Annotated in this window: 16 protein-coding genes; 15 read left to right on the top strand and 1 reads right to left on the bottom strand. The window is 43.1% G+C overall.

The window, feature by feature from the left end; all coding sequences use genetic code 11:
* Positions 1 to 45: 45 nt before the first annotated feature.
* The 10 genes from ABE547_RS12750 (at position 46) to ABE547_RS12705 (ending at position 10,779) form a co-directional block, all read left to right on the top strand.
* Entirely contained in the window at positions 46 to 522 is a 477-nt protein-coding gene (locus ABE547_RS12750) for a pyridoxamine 5'-phosphate oxidase family protein (RefSeq protein ID WP_347379142.1), read from the top strand.
* Between the two features lie 157 nt (positions 523 to 679).
* On the top strand, positions 680 to 1,990 hold the full coding sequence (locus tag ABE547_RS12745; protein ID WP_347379141.1) for a phenylacetate--CoA ligase: 1,311 nt from the start codon (positions 680 to 682) through the stop codon (positions 1,988 to 1,990).
* Between the two features lies 1 nt (position 1,991).
* Positions 1,992 to 3,740 carry an indolepyruvate ferredoxin oxidoreductase subunit alpha gene (gene iorA / locus ABE547_RS12740; RefSeq protein WP_347379140.1) on the top strand — a complete coding sequence of 583 codons (1,749 nt, stop codon included), beginning with the start codon at positions 1,992 to 1,994 and terminating at the stop codon, positions 3,738 to 3,740.
* On the top strand, positions 3,740 to 4,309 hold the full coding sequence (locus ABE547_RS12735) for an indolepyruvate oxidoreductase subunit beta (RefSeq protein WP_347379139.1): 570 nt from the start codon (positions 3,740 to 3,742) through the stop codon (positions 4,307 to 4,309). The genes iorA and ABE547_RS12735 overlap by 1 nt, the downstream gene beginning before the upstream one ends.
* Positions 4,310 to 4,322: 13 nt before the next feature.
* On the top strand, positions 4,323 to 4,742 hold the full coding sequence (locus ABE547_RS12730; protein ID WP_347379138.1) for an ACT domain-containing protein: 420 nt from the start codon (positions 4,323 to 4,325) through the stop codon (positions 4,740 to 4,742).
* A gap of 57 nt (positions 4,743 to 4,799) precedes the next feature.
* Complete coding sequence (locus ABE547_RS12725; RefSeq protein WP_347379137.1) at positions 4,800 to 6,131, top strand: phenylacetate--CoA ligase; 1,332 nt, start codon at positions 4,800 to 4,802, stop codon at positions 6,129 to 6,131.
* Positions 6,132 to 6,146: 15 nt separating this feature from the next.
* Entirely contained in the window at positions 6,147 to 6,590 is a 444-nt protein-coding gene (locus tag ABE547_RS12720; protein ID WP_347379136.1) for an amino acid-binding protein, read from the top strand.
* A gap of 198 nt (positions 6,591 to 6,788) precedes the next feature.
* Positions 6,789 to 8,270 (top strand): class C sortase, encoded by a 1,482-nt coding sequence (locus tag ABE547_RS12715; RefSeq protein WP_347379135.1) that lies wholly within the window; start codon positions 6,789 to 6,791, stop codon positions 8,268 to 8,270.
* A 70-nt stretch (positions 8,271 to 8,340) separates the two neighbouring features.
* The gene (locus tag ABE547_RS12710; RefSeq protein ID WP_347379134.1) at positions 8,341 to 9,915 is read left to right on the top strand and encodes a SpaH/EbpB family LPXTG-anchored major pilin; all 1,575 of its coding nucleotides are present in this window, start codon (positions 8,341 to 8,343) and stop codon (positions 9,913 to 9,915) included.
* 117 nt (positions 9,916 to 10,032) lie between these two features.
* Positions 10,033 to 10,779: an SseB family protein gene (locus tag ABE547_RS12705; protein WP_347379133.1), complete on the top strand. Its 747-nt coding sequence runs from the start codon at positions 10,033 to 10,035 to the stop codon at positions 10,777 to 10,779.
* A 144-nt stretch (positions 10,780 to 10,923) separates the two neighbouring features.
* Here ABE547_RS12705 and ABE547_RS12700 read toward each other — a convergent pair whose 3' ends face one another.
* A complete protein-coding gene (locus tag ABE547_RS12700; RefSeq protein ID WP_347379132.1) occupies positions 10,924 to 11,121 on the bottom strand; it encodes a cold shock domain-containing protein in 198 nt (65 codons plus the stop codon).
* A gap of 206 nt (positions 11,122 to 11,327) precedes the next feature.
* On the opposite strand from ABE547_RS12700, the gene ptsP reads away from it, so the two are divergent.
* From ptsP to ABE547_RS12675, 5 genes are all read left to right on the top strand, one after another.
* Positions 11,328 to 12,953, top strand: coding sequence for a phosphoenolpyruvate--protein phosphotransferase (gene ptsP / locus ABE547_RS12695; protein ID WP_347379131.1), 1,626 nt, complete (start codon positions 11,328 to 11,330; stop codon positions 12,951 to 12,953).
* A gap of 93 nt (positions 12,954 to 13,046) precedes the next feature.
* Entirely contained in the window at positions 13,047 to 14,429 is a 1,383-nt protein-coding gene (locus ABE547_RS12690) for an NCS2 family permease (protein ID WP_347379130.1), read from the top strand.
* A gap of 120 nt (positions 14,430 to 14,549) precedes the next feature.
* A complete protein-coding gene (dsdA, locus tag ABE547_RS12685; RefSeq protein WP_347379129.1) occupies positions 14,550 to 15,869 on the top strand; it encodes a D-serine ammonia-lyase in 1,320 nt (439 codons plus the stop codon).
* A 27-nt stretch (positions 15,870 to 15,896) separates the two neighbouring features.
* Positions 15,897 to 16,337 (top strand): A24 family peptidase, encoded by a 441-nt coding sequence (locus ABE547_RS12680; protein ID WP_347379128.1) that lies wholly within the window; start codon positions 15,897 to 15,899, stop codon positions 16,335 to 16,337.
* A 108-nt stretch (positions 16,338 to 16,445) separates the two neighbouring features.
* Positions 16,446 to 18,266 (top strand): ABC-F family ATP-binding cassette domain-containing protein, encoded by a 1,821-nt coding sequence (locus tag ABE547_RS12675; protein ID WP_347379127.1) that lies wholly within the window; start codon positions 16,446 to 16,448, stop codon positions 18,264 to 18,266.
* The last annotated feature ends 13 nt before the right edge of the window (positions 18,267 to 18,279 follow it).

The raw sequence follows: 18,279 nt of genomic DNA, 5'->3' as shown, positions 1-18,279 counted from the left end.
TGATATTACGAATGGTAAAATAAAGAAAAACAGGAGGAGAAGAGCATGAGAAGAAAAGACAGAGAAGTAACGGATCAGAAAGAGATACAGCATATATTTGATACCTGTAAAGTCTGCAGGCTTGGATTGCAGGACGAGGATGGCGTGTATATTGTGCCTGTAAATTATGGTTATTGTATGGAAAATGACACATATATCCTTTATTTTCACGGCGCAAAAGAAGGAAAAAAGATAGATCTGATACAGAAAAATCCGCGGGCAGGAATAGAACTGGACTGTGGACATGAACTGGTTTCGGGAGCTACTGCCTGTCAGTACAGCTATCTTTACGGCAGTATTATCGGTAAAGGGAGAGCAGAGATAGTCGAAGATCCGCAGGAAAAATCAAAAGCTCTGGCTGTAATTATGAAGCATCAGACCGGGCGAGAATTTGATGAATTTGAGAAAAATCCGAAGCTGGAAAAAACAGTGGCAATTATAAAAGTGACGCTTGAAGAATGCAGTTGTAAAAAGCATGCATAAAATCTATAGGAAAAGAGAATGTTTTATAGTAAATTAATGCTTTAAATCAGCAAAGTGTTATGGTATACTGTTAAAAGACGGGCCTGGATGGATCCGGGCCTATTTACATGGACTTTTTGGGGAAGCATTTCCCCTTAATTATGAAGGAGGAAATCACATGATTTGGGCAAAGGAAGAGACTCTGCCGAGAGCTGAGATTGAGAAGATTCAGTTGGAGAAATTGAAAAAGACGGTACATTATATCTATGAGAGGGTGGAACCATACCGCAAGAAGATGGATGAGGCAGGCGTAAAGCCGGACGATATTCAAAGTCTGGACGATCTGCGCAGGCTGCCGTTTACATACAAAAAGGATTTCAGAGATAATTATCCGATGGGGCTGTTTGCAGTAGACAAAAAAGAACTGGTACGTTTTCATGCAAGCTCCGGAACAACCGGAAAGCCGACGGTGGTAGGCTATACCAGAAACGATCTGGACATGTGGCTGAATAATGTGGCACGTATTGCCTGTATGGGCGGTGCTACGGAAGAGGATGTGGCACAGATCGCGTTCGGATACGGAACATTTACAGGAGCACTGGGACTGCATGGGGGTCTGGAGAAGATCGGTGCATCTGTAATTCCGATGTCTTCCGGCAATACAAAAAAGCAGATCATGTTCATGCAGGATATCGGAACCACGCTGCTCGTCGCAACACCATCTTATGCACTGCATCTGGGAGAAGAGATCCGTGCAAGAGGAATGGATCCTGCGAAAGATCTGAAGGTTCACATCGGTCTGTTCGGTGGAGAAGGTATGACAGAGCCGATGCGTGATGAGATGCACAAGGTATGGGGCGACCAGTTCTTATGCACACAGAATTACGGAATGAGTGAGCTGTGCGGACCGGGTGTATCCGGGGAATGTGAACAGTTATGTGGAATGCATATCAATGAAGACTGGTTCATACCTGAGATTATTGATCCGGAGACAGAAGAAATTCTTCCTCCGGGAGAACTTGGAGAACTTGTAATTACCTGTCTCGGAAAAGAGGCACTTCCGCTGGTACGCTACAGAACCGGCGATCTGACAAGATTGTTTTACGAACCGTGTAAGTGTGGAAGAACAACGGTGCGTATGGAAAATCTGTCCGGACGTGCAGATGATATGCTGGTTATCCGCGGTGTCAATGTATTCCCGACACAGATCGAAGAGGTATTGCTTCAGATTCCGGAGATCGGACCGCATTATGAGATCCTGGTAGAGAGAAAGAATCGTCTGGATGTTATGACAATCACGGTTGAACTGGTAGATGACAGACTGCTCGACAGCTATTCCAAACTGAGTGATCTGGAACAGAAGATTAAGAAGGGACTGAAAGCGCAGCTTGGTCTTGCAACACAGATCAAACTGGTTGCTCCTTATTCACTCCAGAGATTTGAAGGAAAAGCAAAAAGAGTTACAGATTTACGAAAGGATGGATTATAAAATGTCAGAAAAAGTTATTATGCTCGGGAATGAAGCAATTGCCCGTGGAGCTTATGAAGCAGGTGTGAAAGTATCTGCGGCTTATCCGGGAACACCGAGTACCGAGATCAGTGAAAATCTGGTGAAATATAAAGATGACCTATATTGTGAATGGTCTCCGAATGAGAAAGTGGCAACCGAAGTGGCGATCGGTGCATCTGTTGCAGGAGTGCGTGCCATGTCCTGTATGAAACATGTGGGATTTAATGTGGCAGCTGATCCGGCGTACACGGTTTCCTATATGGGAGTCAACGGAGGACTTGTTATCGTGGTTGCAGACGACCCGGGACTTTACAGCTCCCAGAATGAGCAGGATACCCGAATGGTTGCAAGAGCGGCACAGCTTCCGGTACTGGAACCGTCTGACAGTTCAGAGGCAAAGGAATTCATGAAGTTTGCATTTGACTTAAGTGAGCAGTTCGATCGCCCGTTTGTATTCCGTACAACGACCAGACTGGCACATTCACAGGGAGTTGTGGAACTGAATGAACGAAAAGAGATTGAAGATAAACCATATGTGAAAGATATTCGCAAGACAGTTATGATGCCGGGAAACGCAAAGCTTCGTCACGTTGAGATCGAAAAACGCAATCTGGAGCTTGCGGAAGCAGCAAATACACTTCCGGTCAACCGGGTGGAGATGAACGATACGAAGATTGGTGTGATCACCAGTGGTATCCCGTATCAATATGTAAAAGAAGCAATGCCGGAAGCTTCTGTATTGAAGCTTGGTATGGTAAATCCTCTGCCGAGAAAGCTGATTGAAGATTTTGCATCTAAGGTTGAAACGTTATATATCGTAGAAGAGCTGGATCCTGTGATTGAGGAACAGGTAAAATCCTGGGGAATCAAGGCTGTCGGAAAAGAGATATTTACAGTTCAGGGAGAATATAGTGCCAATATGATCCGTACGGCAATTCTGGGACAGAAACTTGAGATTGCCGCGCCTGCGCAGGCACCGGGAAGACCGCCGATCCTCTGTCCGGGCTGTCCGCACAGAAGTGTGTATTATGTGCTGAACAAGTTAAAGCTGCATGCGGCAGGAGACATCGGATGCTATACACTGGGGGCGGTTGCACCACTGAGTGTTGTGGATACTACGATCTGCATGGGAGCAAGTATTTCCAGTCTGCATGGAATGGAAAAGGCAAAAGGAAAAGATTATATCAAGAACTGGGTAGCTGTGATCGGTGATTCTACATTCTTACATACCGGAGTGAATTCTCTGATGAATATGATGTACAATCAGGCAACTGGTACAGTATTGATCCTGGATAATTCTACTACCGGAATGACCGGTCATCAGGATCATGCAGCAACAGGAAAGACGCTTCAGGGAGATCCGACTTATGCGATTGATATTCCGAAACTCTGTCGTGCAATCGGAGTGAAGCATGTCATTGAAGTGAATGCGTTTGATATCCAGACTCTGGAAAAAGTCGTAAAGGAAGAGGTTGCCAGAGACGAAGTGTCTGTCATCATCACGAAAACACCTTGCGTACTGTTAAGTAAGGCAAAGAAACCATTGTATACCGCACATCCGGATAAATGTAAAAAATGTGGTATGTGTATGAAACCGGGCTGTCCGGCCATGACAAAGAAAGCGGATGGAACGATCTTCATTGATGATACAATGTGTACCGGTTGTGGACTGTGTGCAAACTTATGTAAGTTTGATGCGATCGAATTAGTAAAGGAAGGTGACAGATAATGGCAACAAAGAATATAATGATTGTTGGAGTCGGCGGTCAGGGAACGCTGCTTACCAGCAGAATCCTGGGTGGGCTTGCCATTGCCGGCGGTTATGATGTTAAGCTTTCCGAAGTACATGGTATGGCACAGCGGGGAGGAAGTGTTGTAACATTCGTCCGTTATGGAGAAAATGTGGCAGAGCCGATTGTAGAAGAAGGACAGGCAGATGTGATTATTGCTTTTGAGAGACTGGAAGCACTTCGATATGCTCATTTTCTGAAAAAAGACGGAGTACTGATCATCAATGACTGGAGAATCGATCCGATGCCGGTTGTGATCGGTGCTGCAGAATATCCGGAAAATATTATAGAGACTCTGGAAAAGGATCATAAAGTATATACTGTAAATGCAACGGAAGAATCCAAAAAGCTTGGCAATCCAAGAGTGTTCAATCTGATCGTGCTTGGAATCGCGGCACAGCATATGGATTTTTCAAAGGAACAATGGTATGACGTGATTGAAAGAACGGTACCGCCGAAGACGATCGAGATCAACAAAAAGGCGTTTGACGTAGGATATCAATTATAAGGAGGAAGAAAAAGTGATCAGGCAATTATCAGTATTTGTGGAAAACAAACCGGGCAGTCTTATGGATGTTACTTCCAGGCTTACGGAAGCACATGTGAACATTCGTGCAGTTGCAACTTTTGATACTCCGGAATTTGGAATTCTTCGTCTGGTAGTCGATAAACCGGATGAGGCTAAAAACTATCTGACGGAACGTGGATTTGTTGTAAGAATTCATGAAGTAATGGGAGTAGAACTGGAAGATAAAAAAGGCAATCTGAATCAGATGCTGGCAATTCTGGCAGACGGAAAGATTAATGTCAATTATATCTATTCATTTGTCATCCGTGAAGAAAAGGCACCGGTTATGGTATTTTGTACCGATGATTATGAGAAAGCTACAACAATCCTGAGCGAAGCGAATGTCAAGATTGTTGAGGAAAAGGATCTGTAAAGATCGTTCTCCGCAGGAGGTCGGGGAAAGAATAAAACGAAGGATAGGAGTAAAAAAATGGCAAGAGTAACACTGGAAAACTGGAAAGAAAGAATCAGAGACCCCAAAATCGAGTGTATGAGCAGAGATGAGATGCGCGCACTTCAAAGCGAAAGACTTGTGAAACAGGTCAAGAATGTATATGACAATGTTGCATTTTATCGGAACAAGATGGATGCGATGGGAATTGAGCCCGGAGATATCAAGGGAATTGAGGATATCAATAAGCTTCCGTTTACAACCAAGGAAGACTTAAGAGAGAATTATCCATTTGGTCTTCTGGCAGTTCCGCAGGAAAAGATCGCCAGAGTACAGGGTACATCAGGAACGACCGGTAAACTGACGCTTGCATCCTATACACAGAAAGACGTTGATGTGTGGGGAGAATGTGTGGCAAGAGGTCTTACGATGGCAGGTCTTACTTCGGCTGACAGAATCCATGTCTGTTATGGATATGGTCTCTTTACAGGTGGTATGGGACTGGATCTGGGAGCAAGAGCACTTGGAGCTATGGCAATTCCTATGTCTGCAGGCAATACCAAGAGACAGCTGATGTGTATGGAAGACTTTGGGGCAACCGCATTTGCGTGTACGCCTTCTTATGCATTGTATCTCGCAGAAGCAGCAAATGAAGCAGGAATTGTGGATCGCCTTCAGTTAAAAGCAGGTATCAATGGAGCAGAGCCATGGACGGAAGAGATGCGTCTGAAGATTGAGGAACTCCTGAATGTAAACTGCTTTGATATCTATGGATTGTGTGAGATTACAGGACCGGGTGTTGCGTTAGAATGTATCCATCATAAAGGACTTCATGTATATGAAGATTACTTCTATCCGGAAGTGCTGAATCCTGCTGATCAGAGTGCATGTGCAGACGGAGAGACCGGAGAACTGGTATTTACTACTCTTGCCAAAGAAGGTATGCCGTTACTCAGATACAGAACAAAGGATCTGACCAGCATCGATCATTCTCCATGTGAATGTGGAAGAACACTTCCGAGAATTCAGAAATTCAAAGGCCGTACAGATGATATGAAGGTTATCCGTGGTGTGAATGTATTCCCGACACAGGTTGAGACAGCATTGTTATCTATGGGTGGCGGTGTCGCACCACACTATATGATGATCGTGGACAGAGAGAATAATCTGGATGTTCTTACTGTTATGGTAGAAGTAGATGAAAAATATTTCTCTGATGAGATCCGTAAACTGGATGAATTGAAAAACAGAGTTGCAGCTGTTCTGAAACAGGCACTGGGTGTATCAGTGAGAGTAAAACTGGTAGAGCCAAAGACGATTCAGAGAAGCGAAGGAAAAGCAAAACGTGTAATTGATAATCGTGGTTTGTAAGAGGGAGGAAATAGTATGGGTATGAGTAATACAGTTCAACAGTTATCAGTTTTCCTGGAAAACAGAGAAGGACGTCTGGAGGAAGTGCTGGAAGTTCTGGCAAGAAATGATGTGAATATCGTTGCACTGAGCCTTGCAGACACTTCCGATTATGGAATGCTTCGTATGATCGTGTCCGATCCTCATAAAGGACGTGCAGCATTAAAAGAAGATGGAATTACGGCAATGCTTACCGATGTAGTGGCACTGCGTGTTCCTCATGCGACAGGATCGCTCAGTAAGGCAATGCATCAGATTGTGGAAGGTGAAGTGAACATAGAATATATGTATGCATTTGCTAACGGAAGTGATGCGGCAGCAGTTCTTAAGAGTGATGATCCGGCGAGAGTGATCGACATTCTGAAAGGAAGCGGCTTTGATGTATATACTGCAGACGAAGCTTACAGAGCAAATCAATAACAGGCAATAAATCATAAGCCATAGAAAGGGACTGTTGTAAAAAATATTTTTGCACAGTCCCTTTAAAAACAGGATTGATTTCCTGAACAGAATATGCTATGATAGCAACAACTCGATATTACATTCTGTAATATCAATTATCTTTTTGCAGTTTCTGCAGAAATTACCAGATTATGAAAAAAATATTGAGGAAAAAGCATGGATAGTAAACGAATGTCGGTGTTCGTTGTTGTATGTTTTTTTATCTGTATCGGAATTATGGATTATCCATTTATTTCACGTCTTTATAATGAGCAGATTCAGGGAACGGTTATTGCCGCTTATGAAACTGCAGCCGACAGACTGCAGGATGACAGGAGGGCAGAAGAACTTCAAAAGGCAGAAAAATATAACGAATGGCTGTATGAAGAAAGTTCCGGATTTGAAGATGCTTTCTGGAAATCCCAACAAATATCAGATATGTACCAGGCAATTTTGAATATAGGAAAAGAGTCTGAGATGGCAGTTCTTGAAATACCGAAGCTTCAGATCCGCCTTCCGGTATATCACGGAACAGAGGAAGCGGTGCTTCAGAAGGGGGCCGGACATCTGGAAGGATCATCAGTTCCTGCAGGAGGAAAGAGTACACATACCTGCATTCTGGCACACAGAGGACTTCCGCTGAAAGAAATGTTTTCGAAGCTTGACAGAATGGAGACAGGAGACATTTTTTACCTGCATGTGCTGGGAGAAACTCTGGCTTATGAAGTATATCAGACAGAAGTTGTACTGCCGGAGGATACAGATGGATTGGACATTCGGTCAGGAGAAGATATCACAACGCTGATCACCTGCACACCTTATGGAATTAATACGCATAGATTATATGTTCACGGAAGGAGAACAGCGATACCTCAGGAGAAAGAAAAATGGAACCTGAAAGATATTGTCGAACAGTTGAAAAAACAGGTATGGATCGTACTGACGGTACTGATACTGGTCTGGATGTTGATCCTGCTGTATTGGCTGAATAAAAAGCCGGGAAGAAAAAGAAGGAGGAAATGTATGAAGAAAAAGAAGAGATGGAAAAAGCCGGTTCTGACTGTTCTGGCTTGTGTTGGATGTGTGGGGATTTCCTGCATAACGGCGGAAGCCTCGAAGGGAAGTGTCCGGATTGAATTTCGGGATTTAGAGTATGAAGATTCCTGTAGAGCAGATCTGAAGGTACTGCTTTATCGGATAGGAAGAACCGGAGCAGATGGACTTCCTGTTTTTGAACCCGAATCGCTGACAGTAAATGATCCCGGGGACAGAGAAGAGGTTGCAGATGCGGCAAAAAAAGCCATAAGTCAGACAGAACGTTTACAGAATTGTGAAACGACAACAGATTCACAAGGTGTAGCAGTGTTTGAAGATCTGGAGGAAGGAATCTATCTGGTGATGGTTCCGAACGAGAATTCGTATGGAATCGTAGATCCATTCCTGGTTACGATCCCTTATTTTGAAGAAACTGACGAAGGAATAGAAGGTCCTCTGTATGAAGTGATTGCTGAACCAAAAGCAGTACCGAATGAAAAAAAGCAGGATGTAAAGACCGCAGATGCATCAGAGACAGAAATGTATCTGGGAATCAGTACTTTTGCCCTGCTTACGGCAGCTGTAGTAAGGCACAGACGCAGCTCAGAGACAGAAGAAACATAGACCGGAAGATGAAATATCTCATAGAAGAGATTTCATAAATAAATATTTACATTAAGAAAGGAAGGTTTTTATGAAAAAAACAATCAAAAAAGCAACAAGATTAACAGCATTTGCACTGTCAGGAGCGATTTGCCTGGGAAGTATACTGTGGATGCCTCATATGACAGCAAAAGCAGCAATTGAAAGACAGGATGACATGCTGATCACGGGGAGAACAACAGGAACTTTGACAATAAAAAAGCATGGGCCTTCTGCAGACATTCCTCTCGCCGGAGCGGGATTTTCCGTATACAGAGTGATGGAACTGACACCGGCAGAACAGCCGGGAGATTATGCTGCCTATGAAAAAGCAGCTGCATTTGCAGATGTTTTAAGCGGAGTGACAGCAGATGATCTCGGTAATTATTCTTCTGTAGAGATCGAAAGTCTTGCCCTGGAATTAAAAGCAGCTGCAATCAGTGCAGATATACAGCCGGAAGCAAGTGGTGTAACAGGAGAAGATGGAAGCTGTCTGTTCTCAGATCTTCCGCTGGGATATTATCTGGTTATGGAGACTTCGGCACCGGAAGGGTATGTTGCGGGAAGTCCGTTCCTGATCGCAATTCCATCGACGAATAATTATGTGCAAACAGACATGCCGGGACGTGAATGGGTTTATGATGTAGAGGCAGAACCTAAAAACGCACAGGTCGGAATTGAAAAGAGCCTTGCTGAAGAAGAAGATGGAACAGCAGGATTTGGAGATTATGTACAGTATGTAGTGAGAACAGCGGTTCCGGACTATCCGGATGAATACTTCAACAATGAAGTAACATTTACTATCCGTGATATTATGAGTGCTGGTCTGGACATTCAGAAGTCAAAAGAACATCCGGTTACGGTAGAGGTGGGAGGAGTACAGATACAGGAAAGTTCCGGTACTTACTCTGTTACGGCTTCCCCAAAAACAGGAGAGGAAGCGGATCTTAGCATTTCCTTTTCCAAGGAGTTTATCAGAGCACATCGTACAGAAGCAGTTACGGTAAATTATGATGCCAAAGTAACAGCAGAAGCAGTCATGGGTAAAACAGGTAATAAGAACAGTGTTTTTCTGGACTACAATCACAGATCGGGAGAATCAACAACAGCGAAAGGAGCAGATGTTACGGTATACTCCTTTGGGATTCATGTTGTTAAGTTTACAAATGATGAGGAAACAAAAGCTCTTTCCGGTGCAGTCTTTCAGCTGACAAATGATCCGGAAGGATTGTCCCTTGTGGAAAGTGGAACATCGGATGAGGAAGGAAATATTTCATTTGGCACACTTGATGCAGGTACATATTATCTGACTGAGATATTTTCTCCGGAAGGATATACACTACTTGCCAATCCGATCAAAGTGGAACTGATCGCAGATGAGACGGGCGGAAAAGCAAATGGAGCATTAAGCGTTAAGATAGACGGAAAAAATATAACAACTAAAACAGGGGATTATGTAAGTAAGCTGGATGAAGATGCAGGAATTGTTACAGTTGCAGTAGAAAACCATAAAGGATTCAGCCTGCCTTCAACCGGTGGAATGGGAGTGGTTATCTTCCTGATGATCGGTCTTGCAGGAGTCGGAGTAATCTCAGTGGCTGTTTGCGGAAAGCGGAAAAAGCAGTAGGGTGAATCAGCGATAAGAGACTCTCTTTTATGGAATTATGGTGTACTTTATCAAAAGTATGAGGTATAATAATTTCATTAGTGTGCAATGCCAGAAGGAAGAGAGGGAGATTACAGGATGGACACAGAAAAAAAAGCAGCTTTGGATAAACTCAGAAAAGCAAAGGAATTATATGTATTAATGTCTGACTGTACAAGGATGCCGTATGTATCCTGCGATTCAGAGACATATGACGATGAAGTGTTTTTGTATTATACGGAAGAGGATGCAAAAAAAGAGGCAAAAAAACTGATCAGCGAAAAGAATCCGGTTCGTATATTAAAGGTTGAGAATCGTTTTTTCCTGCCGTTTTATACCAGTCTGTTTCCGATGGGAGTGAATTGCCTGAAGGTTGGAAGAGGAACAAAAAGTCAGACTTCAGTCCAGCTGTCTGAACTTGTCCGCAGACCTGAACCTTCTGAAAAAATTCCGAAGGAAAACGTTGTTGAGAATCCGGAACTGTTGTTGACTGCCATCTATCTCATGCAGCAGGTCAGAGGAAAAGGAATGAATGTTCCAAATCCGGAGATCAGAGAGCTGGAAGAAGAGATGATGGCACATTATAGGGAAGGAAAGTTTCTGGTAGCAATGAATCCGGAAAAAAAGATGCCGGTTCTGAAAAAAGATGACGGACAGGTATTGCAGCCTGTATTTACAGATATGCAGGAATTTATGAAGTTTCAGAATGTGAATAAAAAAGAAAAGTATACGGTGGGAACGGTGGAGGCAGCGAATGTGCCGAAGCTGCTGTCCAAAGAAACAACAGCGATTGTCCTGAATCCTTTTGGAATTAATATGCAGCTGAATGTGACCAGAAAAGCATAGAATAAATAAAAAGACCAGATAACAGATGTTACCCGGTCTTTTTTAATCCTATTTATCATGTATTACTTTTAGATATCTAAATCAAAAACAGAGCATATGCTTTATATATATAAAAGGTACATCTAAACTCAGATTAGCAATTGATTAGAGTTTCGTTACATTAACTGCCTGCGGGCCTTTTGCGCCTTCGGTTACGTCGTATTCTACTTCCTGGCCTTCTTCAAGAGTTTTAAACCCTTCCATGTTCAGACCTGAGTAGTGTACAAATACATCGTGACCTTCTGCGTCAGAGATAAAGCCATATCCTTTTTGGTTGTTAAACCATTTTACTGTACCTCTCATTCTAATACCTCCATAAAAATTAATTAAAAAGTGAAATCTATTAGATTAATCTATAGATTATACTTTTTGAGATTAGCATATATTGATAAATAAGTCAATGCATTTGCATAAAAATTTGTATTTTCATACAAAAATCTATTCTACTTGACGAAATCCTGGCAAAAGTGTAAAGTATTATTATCCATATGAAGAAAAGGGTATGAATTATGATAACATTGACGGGGAAAAAGATATCGGAAGGAATTGCGATCGGAAAGATCAGCTTCTATAAAAGAGATACAAAAGAGATACGTCGTATTTATGTAAAAGATGTAGAAAAAGAAGTGATGCGTTTCCAGAAAGCCAGAATGAGAGCAATTCAGGATCTGAAGGATCTCTATGATTCTGCGACGCAGGAAGTCGGTGAGGCGAATGCAACTATTTTTGAGATGCAGCAGATGATACTGGAGGATCAGGATTTTATCAGTCAGGTAACGGCAATTATTGTAGAACAGAAACTGAATGCAGAATATGCACTTAAGAATGTAGCAGAAAATTATATCACATATGCGATCAAGAATGATAAAAGTTATGTGCAGGGGCATGAGGCAGATGTCAAGGATGTAGTGACCAGAGTCCTTCGTATCCTGTCGAGAGCATGGAAAGACCGGATGCTGATGGATGAGCCGTTTGTACTTGCTGCGGGAGAACTGTATCCAAGTGAAGCTGTTCAGCTGGATAAGACAAAGGTTCTCGGGTTTGTGACACGTTACGGAACCATTAATTCACATACAGCAGTTCTGGCCAGAACGAAAGGAATTCCGGCGGTCATCGGGTTAGGAGAGTCTCTGAAGAAAGAATATGAAGGCAAGACGATCATCATTGATGGATTTGATGGAAAAGTATATATTGAACCGGATTATACAACGATCACCAAGATGAAACAGAGACAGGATGAAAACCATACACAGGTAGTCAACCTGGAACGTCTGAAAGGAAAAGAAAATATTACGCAGAGCGGACAGAAAATAGATGTCTATGCCAATATCGGAACAAGGGAAGATATCGAGAATGTCCTTCGCTGTGATGCCGGAGGCATTGGACTGTTCAGGAGTGAATTCCTGTATATGGAAAACGGTAACAAGCTGCCTACAGAAGAGCAGCAGTTTCAGACATATAAGCTGGCGGCAGAAGCGATGGGAACCAAAAAGCTTGTAATCCGAACTGCGGATCTCGGAGGAGATAAGACGGCAGAGTGTCTGGATCTTGGAGTAGAAGCAAATCCGGCGATCGGTTACCGTGGAATCCGTGTGTCGCTTGATAAAGAAGAGATATTTAAGACACAGCTTCGTGCAGTTCTTCGTGCATCGGCATACGGCAATGTCCTGCTGATGTTTCCGATGATCACTTCACTTGACGAGGTGGTACGCGCAAAGCGGATACTGGAGAGAGTAAAAAAAGAATTAAAAGATGAAAAGATACCGTTTAACGAAGAGATATTTGTAGGCGTTATGATTGAAACGCCGGCAGCGGTTATGATCAGTGGTGAGCTTGCAAGAGAAGTGGATTTTTTCAGTATCGGCACGAATGATCTGTCACAGCTTACGCTTGGAATGGACCGCACAAATGCAAGGCTGGAAAAATGGTATGATCCACATCATCCGGCACTTTTGAAGATGATTCGTATCATTACCAATAATGTTCATTTGGAAGGAAAGAAGATTGGCATATGTGGAGATCTTGCAGCAGATCTGGAATTAACGGAACAATTTATTCAGATGGGAATCGATGAGTTATCTGTTGCGCCAAATCAGGTACTTGCACTTCGGAAAAAGATCAGAGAAATACAGTGATTTTCTAAACAGACCCGTTTACTTTACGGGTCTGTTTTGTTAGAATGAGATTGTTATCGAATATATAATGAGTGACATGAAGGAGGAAATCACATGTTAGAAAAGTTTTTCAAACTCAGTGAGAACGGTACAGATGTTAAAACAGAAGTTCTTGCCGGAATCACAACGTTCATGACAATGGCCTATATACTGGCCGTCAATCCAAGTATTCTTGCTGCAGCAGGAATGGATCAGGGAGCAGTATTTACAGCAACGGCGCTTGCATCATTGGTCGGTACACTGATGATGGCTTTGCTGGCGAATTACCCGTTTGCGCTGGCACCGGGAATGGGTCTGAATGCGTATTTTGCTTATACAGTCGTTCTCGGAATGGGGTATAAGTGGGAAGTTGCTTTAACGGCTGTGTTTGTGGAAGGTATTGTGTTTATTATTCTGTCTCTGACCAATGTTCGTGAAGCAATCTTTAATGCAATCCCGAAGAATCTGAAGGCAGCAGTCAGCGTGGGAATAGGTCTGTTCATTGCATTTATCGGTCTTCAGAACGCGAATATTGTAATTGGCGGTGCAACACTGGTGGAGTTGTTCTCGTTAGAAGGATACAATTCTGTGAATGGAGTGGAAGCTGCGTTTAATAACGTGGGAATTACGGTGTTACTGGCTGTAATCGGTGTTGTGATCACAGGTATTCTTGTAATCAAAAACATCAAGGGTAATATCTTATGGGGTATTTTGATTACATGGGCACTTGGAATCATCTGTCAGTTTGCAGGAATCTATGTTCCGAATCCGGAACTTGGATTCTATAGTCTGCTTCCGGACTTCAGCAACGGTCTGGCAATTCCGAGCATTGCTCCTGTATTTGCGAAACTGGATTTTTCAGGAGTATTTTCTCTTAATTTTATAGTGGTTATCTTTGCTTTCTTATTTGTTGATATGTTCGATACGATCGGAACATTGATTGGCGTATCTTCTAAGGCAGACATGCTGGATGAAGAGGGAAGACTTCCACATATCAAAGGTGCGCTTCTTGCGGATGCCATTGCAACGACTGCAGGAGCTGTATTTGGAACTACGACAACTACTACTTATGTAGAGAGTGCGTCAGGTGTAACAGAAGGAGGAAGAACCGGTCTTACAGCAATAACGACAGCGATTCTTTTCGGACTGGCTTTGTTCCTGTCACCAATATTCCTTGCAATCCCATCATTTGCAACTGCACCGGCACTGATCGTTGTAGGATTTTATATGCTGACAAATGTTTCCAACATTGATTTTGGAGATATTGCAGAGGCACTTCCATGCTACATCTGTATCATTGCAATGCCATTCTTCTACAGTATATCAGAAGGTATATCCATGGGCGTTATCGCTTATGTTGTTTTAAATCTGATCACCGGAAAAGCAAAAGATAAGAAGATCAGTGTATTGATGTATGTTCTCGCAATTTTATTTATATTGAAATATATATTCCTGTAAAATATAATAATATCAGGAGATGTATGTATGAACGGCGGATTGTCGCAAAATATAGTTGTATCTACATTTTGCGGCAGTCCTTCTTTTTTCTGAAAATGCAGGAGGAAGGAGAAGAAGATCATGGAGAAAAAGTATATGAATGATTCGATTGTACAGGATATTGCAGATGCAAAAGAAATTACATGGGTGAACCCGGAGAAAAAGCCATGGAAAGAAGCGATGAATAATCTGGGCGTCACAGGCGAAGAGATTGATGATGCTGAAGCCAGACTGAATCGTTTTGCCCCGTTTATTATGAAATGTTTCCCGGAAACAAAGGAAAAAGAGGGGCTGATTGAATCTGAACTTGTGCAGATATCCCGAATGCAGGCGTATCTGAATCAGGCGAACGAAGGAACAGTCAGAGGGACATTACTGTTAAAAAAGGACAGTCATCTGGCAGTTGCAGGATCTGTCAAGGCAAGAGGTGGAATCTATGAGGTTCTGAAGCATACCGAAGATCTGGCAATGGAGGAGGGACTTATTACACAGCAGGATGATTATTCCAGACTTGCAGATGAAGAGTGCAGGCAATTCTTCCGGCAGTATAAGATCCAGGTCGGTTCTACCGGTAATCTTGGACTGAGTATCGGAATTGCCAGTGCAGCCGTCGGATATCAGGTAATCGTGCACATGTCCTCTGATGCAAAACAATGGAAGAAGGATATGCTCAGAAGGCACGGTGTGACGGTGATAGAATATGATTCGGATTATAGTGAGGCAGTGAAGAATGGAAGAAAAGAATCTGATATGGATCTGAAAAGTTACTTTGTGGATGATGAGAATTCCAAAAATCTGTTTATGGGGTATGCAGTAGCCGCAAGACGTCTGAAGCGGCAGCTTGATGAAAAGAAGATCCGGATTGATGAAATGCATCCGTTATTCGTATATATCCCATGTGGTGTCGGTGGGGCCCCGGGAGGAATTACTTATGGATTGAAGGAGATATGGGGTGATAATGTTCACGTGTTTTTTGTTGAGCCGACGCAGGCACCCTGTATGGTGTTGGGGATGGCAACAGGACTTCACAGCCGGATCTGCGTGCAGGATGTTGGCCTGACGGGACAGACGCATGCAGACGGACTGGCGGTAGGCCGTCCATCCGGTTTTGTCGGGAAAGTAATGGAACCGATACTGAGCGGAGAATTTACATTGGATGACCGGTGGCTGTATGAATATATGCGAGCACTGGTAAACACAGAAGATATCTTTATAGAGCCCAGTTCCTGTGCTGCATTTGAAGGTCCGGTCCGGTTGGAAAAGGCGGAAGCAACAAGAGATTATCTGAAGAAGCATGGACTGGAAGCACAGATGGAACATGCCGTTCATATCGTGTGGGCGACCGGTGGCATGCTGGTCCCTGAGGAGATACGAAAAGAATATATGAACACCCGCCTGTGATCATAAGTAGAAAGGATGATGGATGGATTGCGACAGAATATGGAGATCGTGTTTCATATAGCATTTATTGCAGTCCTGTTATGGGTTTCCTATACAGATCTGAGATATCAGAGAATCGATGATGAATGGATTGCTGCAATTCTGATACTTTCCATACTGGCAATTCCGGTGATGAATAATGTTACACTTTTTTCACGACTTGTCGGAGGAGTTTGTGTCAGTTTCCCGATGCTTCTGATCACAACATTGTATCCCGGAGCATTTGGAGGAGGGGATGTGAAGCTGATGGCGGCCGGCGGATGCTTTCTGGGAGCGGAAAAAATTCTTGCTTCCGTAGTTCCGGCAATATTCAGTGCAGGTGCGTATTGTCTGTATCTGCTGATTGTAAAACGAGCCGGTCGAAATACCATCTTTTCACTGGGACCATTTTTATGCCTGGGTATGGTAGCTGTGTTCATAATAAAGTAAGAATTCTGATATTGCAGGTGTAGAGAAAAGTAAATATAATATTATTATCCGGGTATATTCACCCGCGATGAAAACAATGCAGAAGCAAAGAGATAAGGAACATGGATTATGAATTTACTTACAATGGAACATATTACCAAGTCGTATACAGACAGAGTGCTGCTTGATGATGTGGATTTCAGCATTAATGAGAATGAAAAAATCGGGGTCATCGGAATCAATGGGATGGGAAAATCAACGCTTCTTAAGGTGACAGCCGGTATAGAACCCTGTGATTCCGGAAAGATCAGCATGGGGAGCCAGGTAAAGATCTGTTATCTTCCGCAGACTCCTGTATTTGAAGAGGGTACAACGGTCCTGAGAGCTGCAGTTGAGGGAAATATAGATGAAATGAATCGTTGGACGATCGAAGCAGATGCGAAATCCATGCTGAATCAACTGGGCTTTACAGATTATGATGAACATGTGGAGCATCTGTCCGGAGGACAGAAAAAAAGGATTGCTCTTGTGAACGCACTTCTTACACCTGCAGATATTCTGGTGCTGGATGAGCCTACAAACCACCTGGACAATGCGATGTCAGAGTGGCTGGAGGAGTATCTCATTCAGTTTCGGGGAGCGATTCTCATGGTAACACATGACCGATATTTTCTGGATCGTGTTTCCAACAGGATTCTGGAAGTGGATCAGGGGAAATTATACAGTTATCCGGGAAATTATTCGGAATTCGTACGTCTGAAAGAAGAACGGCAGAATATCGCACTGGCAACGGAACGTAAGAGAAAGAGCCTGCTGCGGACAGAACTGGAATGGCTGAGCCGGGGAGCAAGAGCCAGAAGCACGAAACAAAAGGCACATATTGACCGGATCAGAGCGATGCAGGAGATGAAGGATATTCAGGAAGAAAAAAGAGTTGTGCTGGATTCTGTATCATCCAGAATGGGAAATAAGACAATTGAGCTTCAGAATATATCCAAATCTTACGATCAGAAAAAACTGATTGAGGATTTTAATTACATATTTTTGCGAGATGACAGAATTGGTATTATCGGACCGAATGGATGCGGGAAGTCAACACTTCTTCGGATCATCAACGGAATTGTTCCGCCGGATACCGGACGGGTTGAGATCGGACAGACGATTCGGATCGGATATTTTTCTCAGGAAAATGAATACATGGATACATCCATGAAAGCGATCGATTATGTGAAAGAAGCGGGAGAGTATATTGCAACTTCCGAGGGCAGAATTACCGCTTCACAGATGCTGGAACGTTTCCTGTTTGACGGAGCGATGCAGTGGTCGAAGATTGAGAAGCTGTCGGGAGGAGAAAGAAGAAGATTATATCTGATGCGTGTTCTGATGGAGGCGCCGAATGTGCTGATACTGGATGAGCCGACGAATGATCTGGATATTCAGACGCTGACGATTCTGGAAGATTATCTGGATCATTTTGACGGAATCATCATCATCGTATCTCATGACCGATATTTTCTGGATCGAACCGTAACCCGGATTTTTTCGTTTGAAGGTAACGGAACAATCCGTCAGTCTGAGGGTGGATATTCTGATTATCTGATACGAAAGGAACTGGAAAAACCAGAAGAAATCTCAGAGAAGCCGCAGGGGAAATCAGAAAAAACGGATTCTGCGGCAAAGAAGGCATGGAAACAGCCTTCAACAAAGCTTAAGTTTTCATATAAGGAGCAAAAAGAATTTGAAGTGATCGATGACGAGATTGCAGCTCTGGAAGATGAGATTGAATGCCTGGATCAGAAAATTGCCGAAAACGCGACAAATTCTGCGAAACTGAATGAACTTGTTCAGAAAAAGGAAGAGAAAGAAACGGCTCTGGAAGAAAAGATGGATCGATGGGTCTATCTGAATGATCTGAACGAAAGAATTCAGGAACAGGAGAAGAGATTGTAAATTACAGGAATGG

This window comes from Dorea sp. YH-dor226, assembly GCF_039832105.1.
Taxonomy (GTDB): Bacteria; Bacillota; Clostridia; order Lachnospirales; family Lachnospiraceae; genus Dorea_A.
The sequence above is the reverse complement of the archived record's forward strand: the minus strand, read 5'-3'. Positions and strand labels throughout refer to the sequence as shown.